General features: G+C 41.4%; 17 protein-coding genes, 1 pseudogene and 1 riboswitch. Of the genes and pseudogenes, 12 read left to right on the top strand and 6 right to left on the bottom strand.

The genetic code is table 11. The annotated features are described in order from the left end of the window. Positions 1 to 53 precede the first annotated feature (53 nt). A complete protein-coding gene (locus NSQ23_RS01890; protein WP_339172544.1) occupies positions 54 to 1523 on the bottom strand; it encodes an alanine/glycine:cation symporter family protein in 1470 nt (489 codons plus the stop codon). A 779-nt stretch (positions 1524 to 2302) separates the two neighbouring features. Here NSQ23_RS01890 and NSQ23_RS01885 point away from each other — a divergent pair. Next, positions 2303 to 3484 (top strand): IS701 family transposase, encoded by a 1182-nt coding sequence (locus NSQ23_RS01885; RefSeq protein WP_339172542.1) that lies wholly within the window; start codon positions 2303 to 2305, stop codon positions 3482 to 3484. 163 nt (positions 3485 to 3647) lie between these two features. Here NSQ23_RS01885 and NSQ23_RS01880 read toward each other — a convergent pair whose 3' ends face one another. The 3 genes from NSQ23_RS01880 to istA (NSQ23_RS01870) all read right to left on the bottom strand — a co-directional run bounded on the left by NSQ23_RS01880 (position 3648) and on the right by istA (NSQ23_RS01870) (position 6467). After that, the gene (locus tag NSQ23_RS01880) at positions 3648 to 4238 is read right to left on the bottom strand and encodes a PepSY domain-containing protein (RefSeq protein WP_339172540.1); all 591 of its coding nucleotides are present in this window, start codon (positions 4236 to 4238) and stop codon (positions 3648 to 3650) included. Between the two features lie 91 nt (positions 4239 to 4329). Continuing rightward, on the bottom strand, positions 4330 to 5055 hold the full coding sequence (istB, locus tag NSQ23_RS01875; RefSeq protein ID WP_339172538.1) for an IS21-like element helper ATPase IstB: 726 nt from the start codon (positions 5053 to 5055) through the stop codon (positions 4330 to 4332). Then, the gene (gene istA / locus NSQ23_RS01870; protein ID WP_339172535.1) at positions 5052 to 6467 is read right to left on the bottom strand and encodes an IS21 family transposase; all 1416 of its coding nucleotides are present in this window, start codon (positions 6465 to 6467) and stop codon (positions 5052 to 5054) included. Before istA (NSQ23_RS01870) ends, istB (NSQ23_RS01875) begins: the two co-directional genes overlap by 4 nt. Positions 6468 to 6862: 395 nt before the next feature. Between istA (NSQ23_RS01870) and istA (NSQ23_RS01865) the strand changes: the two are divergent. From istA (NSQ23_RS01865) to NSQ23_RS01815, 11 genes and pseudogenes are all read left to right on the top strand, one after another. Then, positions 6863 to 8380 (top strand): annotated as a pseudogene (istA, locus tag NSQ23_RS01865) (IS21 family transposase). Continuing rightward, the gene (istB, locus tag NSQ23_RS01860) at positions 8368 to 9087 is read left to right on the top strand and encodes an IS21-like element helper ATPase IstB (protein WP_013399917.1); all 720 of its coding nucleotides are present in this window, start codon (positions 8368 to 8370) and stop codon (positions 9085 to 9087) included. Before istA (NSQ23_RS01865) ends, istB (NSQ23_RS01860) begins: the two are co-directional and overlap by 13 nt. A 243-nt stretch (positions 9088 to 9330) precedes the next feature. Continuing rightward, positions 9331 to 9493, top strand: a riboswitch (cyclic di-AMP (ydaO/yuaA leader). 5 nt (positions 9494 to 9498) lie between these two features. Continuing rightward, positions 9499 to 9708, top strand: coding sequence for a hypothetical protein (locus NSQ23_RS01855; RefSeq protein WP_339172533.1), 210 nt, complete (start codon positions 9499 to 9501; stop codon positions 9706 to 9708). A 143-nt stretch (positions 9709 to 9851) separates the two neighbouring features. After that, a complete protein-coding gene (kdpA, locus tag NSQ23_RS01850; protein ID WP_339172530.1) occupies positions 9852 to 11537 on the top strand; it encodes a potassium-transporting ATPase subunit KdpA in 1686 nt (561 codons plus the stop codon). 18 nt (positions 11538 to 11555) lie between these two features. Further along, entirely contained in the window at positions 11556 to 13589 is a 2034-nt protein-coding gene (gene kdpB / locus NSQ23_RS01845) for a potassium-transporting ATPase subunit KdpB (RefSeq protein ID WP_339172529.1), read from the top strand. Between the two features lie 22 nt (positions 13590 to 13611). Further along, complete coding sequence (gene kdpC / locus NSQ23_RS01840) at positions 13612 to 14178, top strand: potassium-transporting ATPase subunit KdpC (protein ID WP_339172526.1); 567 nt, start codon at positions 13612 to 13614, stop codon at positions 14176 to 14178. 18 nt (positions 14179 to 14196) lie between these two features. Continuing rightward, entirely contained in the window at positions 14197 to 15327 is a 1131-nt protein-coding gene (kdpDN, locus tag NSQ23_RS01835; protein WP_339172524.1) for a KdpD-like non-kinase potassium sensor, read from the top strand. 186 nt (positions 15328 to 15513) lie between these two features. Continuing rightward, a complete protein-coding gene (locus tag NSQ23_RS01830; RefSeq protein ID WP_339174222.1) occupies positions 15514 to 16887 on the top strand; it encodes an IS1380 family transposase in 1374 nt (457 codons plus the stop codon). 345 nt (positions 16888 to 17232) lie between these two features. Next, complete coding sequence (locus NSQ23_RS01825) at positions 17233 to 17751, top strand: TetR/AcrR family transcriptional regulator (protein ID WP_339172522.1); 519 nt, start codon at positions 17233 to 17235, stop codon at positions 17749 to 17751. Between the two features lie 55 nt (positions 17752 to 17806). Further along, positions 17807 to 18139, top strand: a complete 333-nt coding sequence (locus tag NSQ23_RS01820; protein ID WP_128999419.1) for a multidrug efflux SMR transporter — start codon at positions 17807 to 17809, stop codon at positions 18137 to 18139. Beyond that, complete coding sequence (locus tag NSQ23_RS01815) at positions 18139 to 18453, top strand: multidrug efflux SMR transporter (RefSeq protein WP_339172519.1); 315 nt, start codon at positions 18139 to 18141, stop codon at positions 18451 to 18453. The genes NSQ23_RS01820 and NSQ23_RS01815 overlap by 1 nt, the downstream gene beginning before the upstream one ends. Before the next feature lie 100 nt (positions 18454 to 18553). Here the strand turns inward: NSQ23_RS01815 and NSQ23_RS01810 are convergent, their stop codons facing one another. Beyond that, on the bottom strand, positions 18554 to 19057 hold the full coding sequence (locus NSQ23_RS01810) for an IS630 family transposase (protein ID WP_339172517.1): 504 nt from the start codon (positions 19055 to 19057) through the stop codon (positions 18554 to 18556). 26 nt (positions 19058 to 19083) lie between these two features. Beyond that, positions 19084 to 19614 carry a winged helix-turn-helix domain-containing protein gene (locus tag NSQ23_RS01805; protein WP_128999928.1) on the bottom strand — a complete coding sequence of 177 codons (531 nt, stop codon included), beginning with the start codon at positions 19612 to 19614 and terminating at the stop codon, positions 19084 to 19086. Between the last annotated feature and the right edge of the window lie 52 nt (positions 19615 to 19666).

Here is a 19666-nt window from a genome sequence, read left to right as displayed (position 1 = left end):
AAAAGGGTGTCCCGCTGCATCCAGGACACCATCGACTCCAACCAATCAACCTGTTACAATGCCTTCTCTTTCTTTTCTTCCCATCTCTTATATCCATTTTCCCAGAATTCCGCGTTCTTGATTCCGTATTTCGACGCGTTGAACTCCGGATCTTTCCCTTGCTTCAGCTGTTCTTCGTAATCTTTCAAGGCCATATAGGCCGGTTTAAACAACAACAAGATCGCAATCAAGTTGAGCCACACCATGATACCAAGCCCGATGTCGCCCATCGCCCACGCCGTCGTCGCCGTTTTGACCGTTCCATAGAACGTGGCCGCCAAAAAGACGAGCTTCAAGGCAAAGAAGGCCGTTCCCCTCTTTTCACTGCGCACCAAATAGGCGAGGTTCGTCTCGGCAATATAGTAATACGCGTATATCGTCGTAAACGCGAAGAAGAACAGAGCGATCGCAATAAAGGCCGACCCGAATCCCGGGAAGAGCGTGTCCACCGCCGCCTGCGTATACCCTGCGCCCGGTTCCACCCCTTTCAAATTCTCGACAATCGTCTCTCTCGTTTTTTCATTGATCACATTGTATTGACCTGTAAACAAAATCATCAGCGCCGTCGCCGTCACGATCAAGAACACGTCCAAATAGATCGAAAATGCCTGCACAAGCCCCTGCTTCGCCGGGTGGGACACTTCCGCCGCCGCTGCCGGGTGGGCGCCCGTCCCTTGCCCCGCTTCATTCGCATAAAGGCCGCGTTTGACCCCCCACATCACCGCCGAACCAAGAATGCCGCCAAACACTTGATCAGCGCCAAACGCGCTTTTGAAAATCAAACCAAACACATCCGGGACTTTTTCAATATTGGCCGCAATAATGGCAATCGCGACCAACAAATAGCTAACTGCCATAAACGGCACGACAATTTCCGCCGTTTTCGCGATCCGCTTCACTCCGCCAAAAATCGTAAAGCCAAGAACGGCAATCACGAAAATTCCCGTCACCAATTTCGGAATGCCAAACGCATTCGAAAAGCTGTCGGCAATCGAGTTTGCTTGAATTCCCGGCATCAGCACCGCCATCGAGAGAATAATCGCCGCGGCGATCACCACCGCAAACCATTTCCAGCCAAGGCCTTTTTCAATGTAGAACGCCGGACCGCCGCGGTATTGTCCGTCTTGTTCCTCTTTATAAATTTGCGCCAGCGTCGACTCGACATACGCGGTCGCCGCTCCGATAAAGGTGATCACCCACATCCAAAAGACAGCGCCCGGCCCTCCATAAGCAATCCCCGTCGCCGTCCCGGCCACGTTCCCGACGCCAATGCGGCCGGACAACGACATCGTCAACGCCTGGAAAGAAGACACCCCGGCCTCAGAGCTTTTCCCCATCGTCACAAGCCGGATCATCTCTTTCACATGGCGGATTTGCAGGAAACGGGTGCGAATGCTAAAATACAAACCGCAACAAACAATGAATGCAATCAAAAAAGGACTCCATAGCCACCCGTTCACCGTTTCTACAAGCTTTTCAATCAACCCAACCCCTCCTATGCAAGCTGATTATTTTTGTTGTACAACACACAACTTGAATAATATTATAAATATTACACATTTCAGCTTCAATAATTTTTTCATGATTAATCACGTATTGCTTACATGTTCTCATTCAATTGGAGATGAAAAGTAAGAAATCCCTACTTCGAATTACTCGTTGGTTAAAGAGAGCTCTGTGGAAACCAGCTTATGTTTGGTTGCGAAAATTTGATGGGCGAGCCAGTCCATAATCTCCCTTTTGTCGTTGTCACTCTGATTTAACTGTATATATTTACCAAATGGGCAGTACCACCTTTCTTTAGGTTTTATCTTTTTGGCACAAATTCACAAAAAATAATTAACAGAAAATTCTAACTATATTTATGCAATGCTAATGATTCTCGATACATTTGTTTTTTCCTCTATACTGTTCATCATTAGTATTCCAAGGGTTCAACGATTTACTCGCTGTTTGTAAAAAATTGATTGGAGTGACAGGGCGAGTTCCTGTCGAGCACGCTTACTCGCAAAGCGGAGAAAGTTCAAGGAAGTAAATTCAAAGCTTTCCTGCGACGAGCCCTCTCGAGACCACGAGGAGCGAAGGAATGAATCAGAGGAGGGCCTGCGGAAAGCGTCCCCGGAACGGAAATCAATTTTAATAACATCTGTAGATGAGCAAATTTACTAACATAAATTTACAACCAAACAAAAAAGAAGACATGAACCCGATTCCTTGGTTAGAATAGATGTGCCACAACTATCCACAAGGAGGTTCATGTCTCATGAATAGATTAGCACATCATCAAGGAATTCACAAGTTTTTCACGATGTTGGGGTTGACCCTTTATTTCTCGAAACCTGTGATGAAGCATCTCGTTCATATCGTGGATGCGATGATTACAAAGGGCTTTTCGGGAACGCTGACCGATCTACATCATGGGAGTTTTCATCCGAACCATCGCACGACACTCAGCCATTTTTTCACGAAAAGCCCATGGGAGGAAGAGACGCTGCTTCGCAAACTCCAACAGTGGGTGCTTCATCGTGTCGAACGCAGCTCGAAACGAGAGAATCAACCCATTTTTGTTTCGATCGATGATACAATTTGCCAAAAAACGAAGCCCTCGTCACGGGCAACACACGCCATTCAAGGGTGTGATTGGCACTATTCTCACGTAGAGAAAAAGTCGATCTGGGGACATTCTCTCGTTTGGCTCATGGTTCATACGATGACCCAAGCGTTTCCTTTTGCCTTTCGCCTCTACGACAAGGCGGCTGGGGAAAGCAAGGGGGAACTCGCGATCGAGATGCTTTCTTCTTTGGATGTGAGTCGCCCCGTTTATGTGCTCATGGACTCTTGGTATCCATCGAAAACCCTCGTGGGAGCCTGCTTGAAAAAAGGGTTCCACGTCATCGCGATGCTGAAGACGAATCGGATTCTCTATCCAAAAGGGACGGCCATTCAAGCAAAGGAATTTGCCAAATCTATGGAGCCACGGGATACCCGCCTCGTCACGGTGGGAAAAGAGCGTTATCGGGTGTATCGCTACGAAGGTGCTCTGAACGGTCTCAAGGATGCCGTGGTGCTGCTCGCATGGAAAGCCGATCAGCCGATGACGCCGAAACATCTTCATTGCGTCTTGAGCACCGATCGCGAGCTAAGCGATGAAGAGATCTTGCGCTACTATGCCGAGCGTTGGTCGATCGAATGTTTTTTCCGTCAAGCGAAAGACCAGCTGAAACTCGATGGATACCGCGTTCGCGGGCGTCGGGCGGTGAAACGGTATTGGATCTTGGTGCAACTTGCGTATGTGTACAGCATGTTCGAGTCAAACAGTGATGTTTCGGATGGGCTCGATCTCCTGCGCAAGAGAAAAGGACATAGCCTCGTGGAGTTCATTTATCGTGCAGCAAAACAAAATATTCCCATTGATACCGTGAAAAAACAGCTCCACGTGGCATAAGGGGTACCCTATTTGTCTCTTTTACATGGTAATTATTGTAATTAAAATTGCTCAACTACAGTAACATATCAAAAAAACATCATTTTCTCCTTGGAGAAAATGATGTTTTTTTAGATTTGTCCCAGCCTCATTCATATAATAATTTTGATAGGTTCCTACCTAATTAGTCATTCATTTCCACTTTTAAAATTTCACCTGTTGTTGCATCCACTTTGATTTCGATTTCATCGGCATTCTTTTTGTATTCAATTGAATATTGCGACTTTCCATTTTCCACTTCAAGAGACCAGCCTGTTGGAGTAAAGCCGTTCACTTCATCTTTAGCAGAAGCTTTTTCGATGGCTTCATTCGGCTCAATGATATTTGAAAAATCCAATGCTTCCTCGCGATCCCGGTTGGCTTCGACTTCATTTACCTTCATTTCTTTAGTCTCCGCATCAATTACCGCTGCATATTCATTTGCTGAATCAAAGCCGTCAATTTTATAATGAAGACCACCAAAACCGGAATCTAAATCAATGGATTCAATATTTGCATCTGGATAAGCTTCTAAAAATGTATCAACTGCTTCTTTCATTGATACCGTTGGATTCGTAATATCTACATTTGCATTCACTGCCGATTCATTTGTCGTGTTAACTTCCGTCTTTGTACTAACTTGATTGTTTGCATCATTATTATCCTTTGATTCATCGTTTAAGCACGCAGTCAACAACATGAGAGCAGCACTTGTAATGACGATTTTTTTGAACATATGTGCAACCTCCTTCAGCATAAAGTATTTGTATTTTGCAATAGAAAAGTGCAGAGAAATGCAATGAAAAATGCAGAGGTTTGCCACCCATTTAATTCCTTTTCGACAATGCGTGGGACAGTCTATAGCTCTCGCCATGAAAAGAGATGATATGGGCGTGATGAATTAGCCTGTCCACTAACGCTGCTGTTAAACGAGAATCTGTAAAGATCCGGTTCCATTGACTAAATTCTAAGTTAGATGTAATAATTACGCTTTTCTGTTCATAAAACTCCGATATAATTTGGAATAATAATTCAGCTCCTTCTTTACTAAATGGTAAGTATCCCATTTCATCTAAAATGACCAAATCAACCTTCTCCATCCGTTTTCTAAATGCTGATAAACGGTTGTTACGTAAAGCTTGCTCTAATTCCTCAACTAGGTGGGCAACACGGTAAAAACGAACCTCATAACCTAGTTCACAAGCTTTTTTCCCTAGTCCTGTGGCTAAATGAGTCTTCCCTGTCCCGGGTGAACCAACTAAAACTACATTTTCTCGATTCTCAATAAATTGTAGGCTACACAAATCCTCTTTGGTTAAGTGAGGAGGGAACCGAAGTTGTTCGGTCCACTCGTAATCATGTAAACTCTTTTTATCTAAGAACTTCGCCTTTTTTATCAAGCGGATCGCTCTCGCTTTTTCTCTTAATCTTATTTCCTCCTTAAGTAGCCCATACAAGTATTGTTCCGGAGTTTCAAACGGTATTTGCTCGTATACATCCGCAACATAAGCTAACCTCAATGACTTACACAATTCTTTAATGTCCTGTTTCAATTGACAGCCTCCTCTCTAGGAGCTAATGAATCGTATTTACTCCAGTCCACTTCATAAGGATTATTATCACTAGGTAGCTTATCCTGTGCAATTAATTCATAGAACTCTTCATTAATCTTCTTCATGTCATGAGAAACTAATAAACTAGCTAGAGCTTCTAATCGTTTTCGTCGAATAATTAAATTATCTACCAACAAAAATTCTTTAATTCTTCCCGGTAAATACTTATGATAGCGCGAATATTCTACAACCCTTGGTTTATGAATCCATGTTTTAATTATTGAAAGCCATGGTAATGCTTTTCGCTTTTTCATATATGGCCGATAGTCATCCAATAATATCTCCCCATTAGGTGAAACAATCTTTAATTGATCCCATGTTAATATCATTTGTAATTGACTATAGTTGCCACCCTTAGGGACATGAACCAACGTCTGATCCACTTTCACTTCATTATATTTGTTTACTTTAACAAGATGCTCTTTAAATACAGGATAGGGCTTTTCCGGTAATGCTAGAAGATAATCCCGTTCTTCCTGCCATAAGTCCTCAATACGTACGTTTTTGGCATAATGAATTCTATTTCTGTCCGCCTCTAATTTATGAAATAATTGATTAGTTAAACCCTCATAGCTGTCCATTATTGGAGCTGAAGTAAAAAAGTTATAGCGTATATATCCAACTTTATTCTCAACATTTCCTTTTTCATGGCCACTTCTTGGATTGCATACCTGCACATCAAAGCCATAATAATTCTGAAATTGAACAAATTCATCAGTTAATTGTGCTTCTTCATTTTTTGTCCTTTTTTTCTTCACAGCGGGGGTCAAATTATCGATTCTTATCCTTTTAGGTACTCCCCCAACCTGTTTAAAAAGAATATTGAGACCATGTAAGAAGCATTCTTGATTTTCAGCTGGTAACGGTACTGCAAATCCAGCATTACTATGAGGAAACGTCATAACTAAAGCATGAATATCCACAATTTCTCCATCTCGTACAGCTTCCATTACTCCAAAGTCTACTTGAGCTTCACCCGGAGGATGTTCTAATCTTTCATACCCTTTATCCTTTTCTTCTTGGTGAGTATTCATCCATTCAGAGATAAAGTAACAAACAGTACGATAAGAACCTTGGAAACCCATTTCCTTTAGTTCTTCAAATATTTGTTTCTTTGTTCTTCTTAATTTTTTCCTTAACTTTAAATCCTCAAAAAGCCAATCTGAAACAATTACTCCCCACTTTTCCTCATACATCATCCCTTTCTTTTTAAATGATTTCTGTTTAGGGAGTTGATCTTCATCCGCATACTTCTTAGCTGTTCGCCAATTAATTCCCATTGTTCTTTGTATTTCTGAAATAGATAAACCTTTGTTATTTCTTAAATGTTTGATACAATTAATATCAGACATTGCTAGCATCCTTTCTTACCTCCACTACCAATTGCTTGACACAATTACTGTAGTGGGACTTGGGGTGACTGGCAAGTCTTTTTTTGTTTATGCACAAAAATTTAGTGCAGGACTCTGCATTTTTCCTTTGCAAAGCTCTGCACTTTTATGGTTCTTACGTTCTTTTGGTGAAAAGTCGAGATAATTGAGAATGAGAAGCTAAAAAATTCTATTTGCACACTGATTTTCTCAATTACTCCCTCCCTATCACCAAGATTGCGTAAGAGCCCTAAAAATGTAACGTTTGGCAATTAATTTATGCAGGTCCTATAAAACAAAAAACCACTTGCCAACATTCCCCAAATACACTACCCTCCTAGTTGGACAAAACAGTTCAACGGGAGGTATTCAAGGAGATGTTAGCAGTGGCTGAAATTCATTATATCAGATATGAAGCAAACCAAAAAGGATGTTCCTATTCCGATATTGCCAAAAGAATGAATCGTGATCCAAGAACAGTGAAGAAGTATGCGGAAATGGAAGACTTCAATCCCTCAAAAGTTAAACAAACGAGAAAAGCGAAAGTGATGGATCCAGTGAAACCGATATTGGATCAATGGATTAAAGAGGACTTGACAAAGAAGAAAAAATATCGAAGAACTGCGAAACGAATGTATGAAATCTTAAAAGAAGAATATGGATTTACAGGTTCAGATCGTTCTGTTCGGCTCTATGTATCAAAAAGAAAACAAGAACTGCTCGAACAAAGTGAACCAGCTGCGTTACCTTTAGAATCGAAACCTGCAACGGCTCAAGTTGATTTTGGAGAAGCTCCTTTTCTCTATCAGGGGAAATACGTCGATTTTCCTTACCTGGTCGTTTCATTCCCTTACAGTAATGCGGCCTATGTGCAAGTCATGCCAGCTCAAAATCAAGAATGTTTCTTGGAAGGATTAAAACGAATCTTTCACTATATGTGAAGGGTTCCAAGGGTCATTCGTTTTGATAATCTCTCCCCTGCAGTAAAAACGATCTTGCCAAACGGAGAAAGAGAATTGACAGAGACATTTCAACGATTCGTTTTACATTATGGCTTTGAATGCGAGTTCTGCAACCCAGCCAGCGGAAATGAAAAAGGGAATGTCGAATCAAAGGTGAAATATATTCGAAACAATTTCTTTTTACCTGAACAAACAATCTATCAACTAGAAAGTTTTAATGAATCTTTATGGGAGAAATGTGAGAAGGACTGGAATCGTCCGCATTATGAGAAGGAGCGACTCATCGCTGAATTATTTGAAGAAGAACAAGCGTTATTTCTTCAATTGCCAGCCAAAGAATTTGAATGTGTCCGATATGAGCAGGTCACGGCTGATAAGTATGGTTTCATCCATTTAGAAAACAATTTATATTCCACGTCTCCCCGTTTTGCCAAACAAAAGGTTTTGGCAAAGATCTCTTATCATGAGATTGCCATTTTAACAGAAGAGCATGAGCTGATTATCAAGCACGAGCGTTTATATGGCACAAAACAAAAATCAATGAAATGGCAACCATATCTTACGTTAATGGCCAAAAGGCCAAATGCATTAAAATATACGGATTTCTATGAAAAGATGCCGGAAGAATGGAAAAATTATTTTTCCAATTGTACCGTTCAAGAAAAGAAGGAAGCATTACAACTACTAGCTGTTTTACTAAAAGAACATGATTTCGAAGTTTCGACACAGGCTTTGAGGATTGCCTCCCAGTATGGTCATCCGAAAGTAGAATCGATTAAACAGGTATTTTATCAATTAATCAATGGAAGAGGTATACGAGAGCCAATTCAACCGAAAAAACACGTTCCAGATATGCCGGAAGCCATCCGAGGAGTAAGGCATTATGACCGCCTATTCGAATCCCAAGGAGATGTGGCATCATGGAACAAATGATTAAGGAATATGCCAAAAGACTAAAATTAAGCTGGATTCCAGCCAATTACCATACCATCCATGCGGAAACAAATGAGGAATTTTTACTGAAGCTGTTTGAACGAGAAGTGCAGCATCGAGATGAGAGAAGGATAAATTTACTACTAAAACAGGCGACATTGCCGAAAATTCCAAATAAACCTTATGATTGGCGGGAGATTCAACTAGCCCCAGGCATCACAAAAGATTATATTTTAGAAGGTGAGTTTACGAAAAATCAGGAAAACCTTATCTTCTATGGCGGAGTGGGAACCGGTAAAACATTCCTTTCCACTCTCATCGCCCTCAATTTGATGAAAAAACAAGGAAAAAGAGTGAAGTTCTATACGGCCGCCTCCATTGTCAATGCTTTATTGGAGGCCAATGAAAAAGGTGACCTTGGTAAATTTCTCAATCAAATCGAAAAGTTGGATCTCTTGATTCTTGATGAATTGGGCTATATTCCATTGCATAAACAGGGGGCAGAGTTATTATTTCAAGTTATTTCCATGTGTTATGAAACCAAAAGCATCATTGTGACAACCAATTTACCTTTTAGCCAATGGAATAATGTCTTTGGCGATCCCATTTTAACAGAGGCCGTCATTGATCGGCTGATTCATCATTCTCATTTAATCATCTTCAATGGTGAAAGTCACCGATACAAAGACTCAATCTCTCAACGTTAACCATGGAATTTGGCAAGTGTATGTATGCATTTTTAATTGCCATTTCATACATTTTCGGTTCTTACGTTCTTTTGGTGAAAAGTCGAGATAATTGAGAATGAGAAGCTAAAAAATTCTATTTGCACACTGATTTTCTCAATTACTCCCTCCCTATCACCAAGATTGCGTAAGAGCCATTTTCTACTTGCCAAAAACATTGGAAAGGAGTATGATTATACCAACAACTTCATAAATTAATGATTTCCCTAATAGTCGCTGAATCCGAATAGGAGCGGGGGAACCAACCGTGATCTTATTGATCACATGGGGTGAATCTCATTCAGAACTTGTGATTGTTCTGGATGAGTAGGGTGACTCTCATCACCCGAATCCGTCAGCTAACCTCGTAAGCGTCATGAGAGGAGGGGTTATTTGTTGTTGCCGAAAAACCAACAGGATACCCTCCTGTTGGTTTTTTGTGCTTGTGGATGGATAATAAGTGATAATATTGAATTTTTTGGGGAAGATTATAAAATTAGCGGACTATCTTTATTAGGAGGAAAAAATCGTGTGGGATATTTTCATGATTTTATTATTGGTCTTAACTTTTGCTTTATTTTACGGATTTACGATTTGGTGTGACGATGTAGTGCATGGAGGAGAAGAACAATGATGTGGCTCATTGGCGCTATTACTTTAATGGTGTTTGTTTATCTGGTTTATGCGTTGATTTATCCTGAGAAATTTTAACTTACTTGAATGAAGGATAGGAGGAGCTTTCAATCATGGGATACGCCATTTTACAGTTTATCGTCATCTTTGCTTTATTATTGACGCTCGCCATACCGTTAGGGAGATATTTGTATGTAGTTTTCTTCAAGGAGACAAGCAAGCTCGATCGTTTCTTTCTCCCTATTGAAAAAATCATTTATCGAGCGTCAGGTATTAAAAATCTTGAAGAGACTGGATGGAAAAAATATTCATTTGCTTTCCTTTCAGTCAATGCTGTTCTTTTAGGAATTTCTTATCTCATATTAAGATTACAAAAATATTTGCCTTTAAATTCCGCGAAAATTGATAATATGGAACCTACACTTACGTTTAATACAGTGGTCAGCTTTATGACCAATACAAACTTACAGCATTATAGTGGTGAGACAGGTCTTTCCATTTTATCACAGATGATTTTTGTCACGATGATGATGTTTACTTCAGCGGCTAGTGGTTTAGCTATTGCGATGGCGATTATTCGTGCCCTATCTAAAAAAGGGAAAACAATTGGTAACTTTTATCAAGATTTCATTCGAGCGAATGTGAGAGTTCTGCTCCCTCTTTCCGTCATTGTGACGCTTGTTCTTGTTGCGCTGGGCGTGCCGCAAACATTCGCTTCTAGTGCAACGGTCACTACATTGGAAGGAAAAGTGCAAACATTAGCGTTGGGACCTGTGGCTTCACTGGAGTCGATTAAACATTTAGGAACGAACGGTGGAGGGTTTTTCGGAGTAAACTCTGCTCATCCTTTTGAAAATCCGAATCCTCTTACGTGTGTCATTGAAATACTGTCGATGTGGTGTATTCCAGCTGCTATACCATTTACTTACGGGCTGGCTGTGAAAAACCGTAAACAAGGTTGGGTATTGTTTGCAACGATGTTCGCGATTTTCCTTGTCATGCTTTCCGTCGTTTACAGCGCTGAGCAAGCTGGAAACCCTATGCTGAATAAACTGGGCTTCTCTTCTTCCCAAGGGAGTATGGAAGGAAAAGAGGTACGATTCGGTATTCCATTGTCTAGTTTGTTTACGACAGTCACAACCGCTGCGACAACCGGAACAGTCAACAACATGCATGATACACTCACTCCAATTGGTGGGTTAGTTCCACTTTCGCAAATGATGCTAAACAATGTGTTTGGCGGTGATGGTGTAGGATTTGTCAATATGTTAATGTATGCGATTCTAGCTGTATTCTTAGCTGGGCTCATGGTAGGACGTACACCGGAATTTTTAGGACGGAAAATTGAGCCGCGGGAAATTAAATTGATTGTCATCGCCTTACTGTTACATCCTTTTATTATTCTGGGGCCGTCAGCCGTTGCGTTTATGACGCATTTAGGTACGGATGCGATTAGCAATCCGGGATTCCATGGGATTTCACAAGTGATTTACGAGTATACTTCCTCAGCCGCCAATAACGGTTCGGGTTTTGAGGGACTAGGTGATAATACACCGTTCTGGAATATATCGACAGGATTGGTGATGCTACTGGGAAGATATATTTCGATTATTGCTATGTTAGCCGTGGCGGGTTCATTGGTTCAAAAACAGCCTGTGCCGGAGACAATTGGTACGTTTCGGACAGACAACGCCACATTTGGGGTGATTTTGATTGGTACTGTATTAGTTATCGGAGCATTAACATTCTTCCCTGTACTTGTATTAGGTCCAATCGCTGAGTTTTTAACGATTCGTTAGAAGGAGGAAGAGATCAGCATGAAATCAGAAGTGAAAAAGCAGTCGCTCTTTCAAGGTCCCATTATACGACAAGCTATTATCGACAGCTTTAAAAAATTAAATCCGCTTGTGATGATGCGCAATCCGGTCATGTTTGTAGTAGAAGTTGGAACCTTTATTATATTGTGGATGCTTTTCATGCCTCAATATTTTAACATACAAAATCGAGGATATGTGTTGGCTGTTTTTATCATCTTGCTGTTCACGATTCTGTTTGCAAACTTTGCCGAAGCGATTGCCGAGGGCAGAGGGAAAGCACAAGCGGATTCCTTAAAGAAAACCAAAGCCGATACGATAGCGAAACGAATCAATCATAAAGGTGAAATTGAAACCGTGCCATCTACGCAGTTAAGAAAAGGCGATATTGTATTGGTCGAAGCTGGTGACATTATTCCCGGAGATGGGGAGATTATTGAAGGATTAGCGTCCATTGATGAATCAGCCATTACAGGAGAATCAGCTCCTGTCATTAAAGAAGCAGGAGGGGATTTTAGCTCGGTTACCGGTGGAACGAAGGTGGTCAGTGACTCGATTAAAGTAAGAATTACGGTGGATCCGGGTGAATCATTTTTAGATAAAATGATTTCATTAGTCGAAGGAGCTTCACGACAAAAAACACCAAACGAATTGGCGTTAAATACATTACTCATTACGCTTACTCTCATTTTCTTAATGGTCGTCATCACATTGATACCAATCGCCAGTTATGTAGGTATAAAATTACAGATTGTCACTTTAATTGCGTTGCTCGTTTGTTTAATTCCAACAACGATTGGAGGACTTCTTTCAGCGATTGGTATTGCCGGAATGGACCGTGTTACTCGATTTAACGTGTTAGCCATGTCTGGTAAAGCCGTAGAGGCTGCAGGGGATATAAGTACCATTATTCTGGATAAAACGGGAACCATCACGTTTGGTAACCGGATGGCTTCACAGTTCATCCCCGTTGGTTCGGCAACTGAGGAAGAAGCACGAGAAGCGGCGGTCCTCTCTTCTTTAAAAGATGAAACACCAGAGGGACGTTCTGTTTTAGAGTTGGCGAAAAATCAAGGATTTTCGATTGATCATTCTCAATATGAACAAGCCGAATTCATTCCATTTGCCGCTGAAACGCGGATGAGCGGCATGGATATTAATGGCGTTTCCTACCGCAAGGGAGCAGTGGATGCAATACAAAAATATGTTCAGCAATTAGGTGGAGAAATTCCGAGCGATTTGAAAGAAAAAAGTGATCAAATCGCAAGTCAAGGAGGAACGCCGTTAGCCGTTTCGGTAGGCAAGAAGATTGTAGGGATTATCTACTTGAAAGATACGGTTAAGCCGGGGATGAGAGAGCGATTTGAAGAACTTCGGAAGATGGGGATTAAAACGATTATGTGTACAGGCGACAACCCATTAACTGCGGCTACCATTGCGAAAGAAGCAGGAGTAGATGATTTTATCGCTGAAAGCAAACCAGAAGATAAAATTCGTGTGATTCGCGAAGAACAAGCAAAAGGTAACTTGGTGGCCATGACAGGGGACGGAACAAATGATGCTCCTGCTTTGGCACAGGCAGATGTGGGATTAGCGATGAACAGCGGAACGATTGCTGCGAAAGAAGCCGCCAACATGGTCGATCTTGATTCAGACCCAACAAAAATTATTGAAGTGGTCTCCATTGGTAAACAGTTATTGATGACACGCGGAGCCCTAACAACTTTTAGTATTGCGAATGATATTGCGAAATACTTTGCGATTTTACCAGCTATGTTTACGGTGGCCATTCCGCAAATGAAAGCTTTAAATTTTATGCACTTACATTCGCCTACGAGTGCCATTTTATCGGCATTAATCTTTAACGCGATTATTATCCCTTTATTAATTCCATTAGCGATGAAAGGGATTACCTATAAACCGATGCCAGCTGTGAAGCTATTGCGCCGCAACTTATTGATCTATGGTTTAGGTGGCGTGATCGCTCCATTTATCGGTATTAAGCTCATTGACCTTTTTGTCGGAATGTTCGTTTAATAGTAAAGGAGGAATGAGGTATATGAAATGTATTCGTTTGGCGATTGTGATGATACTTTTATTCGGTTTAGGCTATCCTGCCTTCATGACAGGAATTGCACAAACGCTCTTCCCTCATCAGGCGAATGGAAGCATTGTTTATAATGATGAAAACAAAGCTGTCGGCTCGGAGTTAATCGGTCAGTCGTTTCAAGATCCAAGATATTTTCATGGGCGTATCTCTTCCATTAATTTTGATGCGGCAGCTTCAGGAACACCGAACTATGCTCCATCTAATAAAGAAATGATTCAGCGAACAGAGAGGGCAGCCGAAGAATGGTTAAAGAAAAATCCCGGAAAAACGAAAGAAGAAGTTCCGTTAGATTTAATCACGAATTCCGGCTCAGGGCTGGATCCTCATATCAGCCCTGCCGCAGCTTTCTTTCAAGTTCCTTCTGTTGCCAAAGCTACTGGTTTGTCTGAAGAACAACTGAATAATTTGGTGAAAAAGCATATTGAAGGAAGAATGTTAGGAATTTTTGGAGAACCAAGAGTAAATGTATTAAAACTGAATATGGAACTGCAAAAGATGATTCAAAACAAGTCTTGATGAGAGGTTAATAAGGATATGGATAATGGAAGAAAATACAAAAGAATGAGCCCGGAAGAAATATTAAAGAAAATCGAAAAAATGAAAAAGGGCCGCCTCAAAATTTATATTGGGGCGGCTCCCGGTGTCGGTAAAACGTTTCATATGTTAAGGGACGCACATGACCTGAAAGCAAAAGGGGTTGACATTGTCATTGGATTAGTCGAAACTCATGGTCGTGCTGATACAGAAGCCGAAATCAAAGATTTAGAAATTATTCCGAAAAAAACGATTCATTACAAGGGACGCGAATTTCAAGAATTAGATGTGGAAGCCATTATTAAGCGAAATCCTGATGTCGTCATTATTGATGAGCTCGCACATACAAACGCCCCCGGCTCAAAAAATAAAAAACGTTATCAAGATGTTCAAGAGATCCTACAAGCAGGGATTCATGTCTGGACGGCGATGAACATTCAACATTTAGAAAGTGTCCGAGACATTGTTCAACAGGTTACGGGTATACAAGTAAACGAAAGAGTCCCTGACTCCATACTAAAGGAAGCTGATGAAATAGAAATTATCGATGTCAGTCCAGAAACGCTCCGTGAGCGTATTAAAGAAGGAAAAGTATATAGTAAAGAAAAGATCCAACAAGCTCTCAATAATTTTTTTCGCAAAGGAAATTTAGTCGCTTTACGGGAGCTGGCACTGCGTGAAGTGGCCGATGACATTGATTTACGGCTAGAAAAAGAGAGAACGGAATTAGGCATTGAAGAACCATCAGGCATACACGAAAAAATTTTGGTGTGTGTGAACTACCGACCGAACGCAGAGAAATTAATTCGTCGAGGCTGGAGGATTGCCGATCGTTTAAATGCCGATCTCTATATTCTTCATATTAAACAATCAGGTCATCAAGACGAAAAAGCAATCAATGAATGGAAAAATCTAGCTGAGCAATTTGGCGCCACATTTATTATTCAAGAAGCTAAATCAAGAAAGGTGGCTCAACAAATTGTAGAAGTGTGCCGCCAATATAAAATTACACAAATCGTTATGGGGATGTCCGCTCGGACGCGGTGGGAAGAGATTTGGAAAGGGTCAATTATTAATGTAATCATGCAGAAGCTGAAATATGTAGATGTTTTAATTGTATCGGATCGCTAATTTGATGTTGAAAGAAACTTATTACATGAAAAACTTTAGCTATTGTCAACCAAAGTTCGAATGTTATATGTTGGAATAATAAATAGTTCCCTGAATCCGTGACAAAACATCTTTACAATGGTCGCAAACCGTTGATACGATAAGGGAAAACGACGTTGACGACTCTTCATCAAGTAGGTGAATGTGATGAAAGATTTCCCGATTCGGTTTGTATTGACAGATGAAGCGATTACTCCAAGTGCTGGGCTTGCTCTCGTGGGCTACTTACTGCACCAAACGAAGCTGGATAAACGAGTAAACGCCCTTCGGCTCCCAACGGTTCGTCGAGATGTGCACATTTCCCATAGCGACGTCATTCGCTCGATGATCGGCTTGCTTGCCACAGGAAAAACGGATTTTGATCATATCGAAGCGTATCGTCAGGACGATATCTTTTCGACATCAATGGGCATTCGGCACGTACCTTCCTCCCCAACGTTGCGACAGCGTCTCGATCAGCTCGCTTGTCTTCCGATGACCGAAACCATCATTTGGGAGGAATCGATGCGTCTGTTGGTTCGACAACACGCTACCTTGTCCCCTTGTTGGGCGAAAGGGAAAACGACATGGCTTCCCCTTGATATAGATGCTTCCCCATTTGACAACTCCGATACGAAGAAAGAAGGAGTGAGTCGAACGTATAAAGGATTTGACGGTTTTACGCCGTTGTTTGCGTACGCAGGGAAGGAAGGGTATATCGTTCATGCCGAGCTGCGTCCAGGGAAACAACATGTACAAGACAACATGCCTTCGTTTTTAACTACCGCCATCCGTCGAGCTCGTCCGCTGACCTCGTCTCGTCTGCTTGTCCGCATGGATGCAGGAAACGATGCGGAAGCGAATGTGCACGTATGTCTAAAGGAAGACGTGGACTTTGTCATCAAGCGAAACTTACGCCGAGAATCGAAAGCGCTTTGGTTCCAGATCGCTTCGCAAAAGGGCAGACGCATCGATGATGGACAAACCGAAGGAGTACAAACGTATGAGTTATGCCTTCCACAGACCGCAGCAATTGATGGACACACGTATACGTACGTTCAAGTCACCCAAGTGACGGAACGAACGATGGAACGAAATGGACAGCTGATGCTCGTTCCTAATTACGAAGTCGAAAGCTACTGGGTGCGCCTCGAAGGATACGAGCATGTTCGAATGAGTGATGTGCTCGCATTGTATCACGATCATGCGACATGCGAACAGTTTCATAGCGAACTGAAAAGCGACTTAGATTTAGAGCGACTTCCATCAGGGAAGATGAAAACGAATGCGCTCGTGTTAGTCATGGGAGCATTCGTGTACAACCTTCTTCGTCTGATTGGACAAGATCTATTAAGCGATCCGAGACATCCATTACATCATAAAGTGAAACGCCGCCGCATCAAGACGATCATTCAGACGGTGATCACGATGGCAGGTCGACTCGTCCGCCGATCACGACAGATCTGGATGAAACTGACGCGAAGGAGTGGCTATAGCGAGCCCCTTCTGAACGTCTATCAGAAATGGAGAGAGGCAAGATAACGAACGAATGTTCGAGCGCTGATGTCCAACGTCACTCCCTGGGCTTTTTTGTCTATTTTTTGGTTCGTATACCTAAAAAAGAGATTTGTTCCATTTTCGGAAATAGAGATGACATAGGTCATAAGCATAAAAAGGGTTTTATGGATTATCAATCCATAAAAATTACAACAAAATCAAAGTCGATTTCAATTCATCACGGATTCAGGTATACATCTACATAAAAAATTTTGGTAACGGAGTAAGGCTAGGGGATTTGACTTCGAATATAGTATGTGTTAATTTCACCTTACGAACGTTCGGGAAGGTGGTTGGAGGTAAACATTAGATCAACTGAAGGAAGTTTCATTGCATCATTTTGCATTGCGTGGCTATGAGGGTGCTTCGCTGGCACATATTGCGAAGGATGTCGGTATTAAAAAACAGTCTATTTATACGTACTTTGCAGGGAAGGATGATTTATTCCTTCAAATCTGTGAGGACGCTTGTAAATTTGAAATCAGCATGGTGATGGAAGATTTAGTTCTGGCTAAGGATAAGCCAATAAAAAATATTTTATACAATTTTTTGGAGCAATCGATGGAACGCTATGCAAAGTATGATTCAACGAAATTCATACTAGGGAATGCCTTTTTGCCACCAGTTCATTTACGTGAGCAAGTGATGAGTGAGCTGTATAGCTATTTAGATAAGCTAGAGGAGTTATTTATTCCGATATTCAATAAGGTAAAAGAGGCAGGCGAAATTTCTTCAATGATAGACGAAGAGATGGCGACGGCAGCTTTTTTAGCTGTTTTAGATAGTTTATTTGTTGAAATGTTATACGGAGATGCCCATCGCCTAAAAAAGCGTTTTCGTGCCTCATAGTACCTATTTTGGTGTGGTCTTACAGCAAAGGGAATGAAATTGGAGGACAATAAACATGAGTAAAAGTTGGCTTTATGTTGTTTTAGCAGGAATAGTCGAGGTTTTATGGGTAATTGGTTTGAAGTATTCAGTCAGTTGGTTTGAGTGGGCTGCCACAGCAGTATTAATCGGTTTATCTTTCTATTTAATCATCCTCTCAACACAAACGCTACCTGTTGCGACAGCCTATGCGGTTTTTACAGGGATGGGTACAGCTGGAACAGCAATTGTAGATATACTTGTATTTGGGGAAGAGTTTAGTTGGATGAAGATGCTGTTTCTTGTTTTACTTATAATTGGTATTTTAGGCTTGAAGCTCGTTACAAATGAAGAAAAGGATGTAGCATAATGGCTTGGGTTACGTTAATTTTAGCAGGAATATTTGAAGTGGTTGGCGTGATAGGTATTAACCTAGTTGCAAAGCACAATAAAATCCAATCATATATGGTATTAATCCTTGGTTTTCTAGTAAGCTTTAGTCTATTAAGTATAGCGTTAAGCACATTGCCAATGGGAATAGCCTATGCAGTTTGGACAGGGATCGGTACTATTGGAGGAACACTAGTGGGAATGTTTGTTTATGGTGATGCAAAGGATTGGAAAAGAATATTATTTATAGCCCTCATTATAACGGCGATTGTGGGTCTAAAACTATCATCATAGTATTCTAAAAGCTGTTTATGTTTATACAATATACTTCACGTATAAAGTATACAGAATAAACCTAAATATATACATCCAAATTGGCATTTTAACCTCTGATTCACACAGCACACCCCATGCGGCGTAACACCTCATCTGGATGTTGTAAGACGTACTGTTTAAAGCGAGTAATGGATTGGGTAATGTCGTTTTGATCCTTGTGAAAAACGTTGGCAATCACCTCATCTTTCAACCACTTCCATAACCGTTCAATCGGGTTCAACTGTGGAGAATACGGTGGCAAAAAGATGAAATGAAAAGCAGCACCTTCCCCGCCATCAAGAAAGGCTTGTACCATCTTGGCATGATGAATACGCACATTGTCTAACACAAGCACGATGAATCGATCGGCATATTTCTCTTTCAATCGGCGCAAAAAGTCAAGGAACGTTTCGGCATTGGCGGATGATGCACGATGAAATACCACATCGCCTTGTTGAACGCCAACTGCACCAAAAATGGACACATGGTCATGGTGACCGTAGCTCGGCACGTGTTTTTGATTTCCTACTTCTGCCCATGTCGTACGCAACGCTTGATAAGCACGAACATGTGTCTCATCCACATAAAACAGCGTGACATTCTCGGTAATTAGTTTTTTTTTATAAATTCAAGTTCTTTTTGAAAGGCAGCTTGACGCTTGGCGTCTCCTTTGACTAGCTTGTAAGTCGGACGTGTCCATGACAAACGAAGACGATGCAACAACTTACGAATCCCTTCACGTGACATCGAAACGCCATAGGTATGTTGGATGTAAGATTGTAAAATGCGCGTGTTCCATGATGAAGCGATGCCCCAGCCAGCATCCACAGGTGTAGTAGTTAACACGAGTTGTCTAATTTCTTGTTGTTGTTCTTCCGTAAGAAACGGCACACGGCCAGGCGGCAACCGACGATCGAGTAGATGATCGAGCCCACCTTGATTAAACCGTGCAACGTAGATGGCAACGGATTGACGGCATACGTTGACCATTTTGGCCACATCTTTACCGAGGTGACCTTCCATGACAAGACGAACAGCGGTCACCCGAACACGAAGAGAAGCATCTTTGATTTTCCGTTCTTGTTTCCGAAGGGTTCGAGGTGTCCAACCGTGATCATTTGTGATTTTCAGACGTTTCATGCCAATTCCGCTCCTTTTGTATAGAAATATTTAGGAGCAGTATAGCCATGAA

Origin of the sequence: Anoxybacillus sp. FSL W8-1294, assembly GCF_037965005.1 — a bacterium.
GTDB classification, from domain to species: Bacteria; Bacillota; Bacilli; order Bacillales; family Anoxybacillaceae; genus Anoxybacillus; species Anoxybacillus flavithermus_G.
This window is presented reverse-complemented; position numbering and strand designations above follow the sequence as displayed.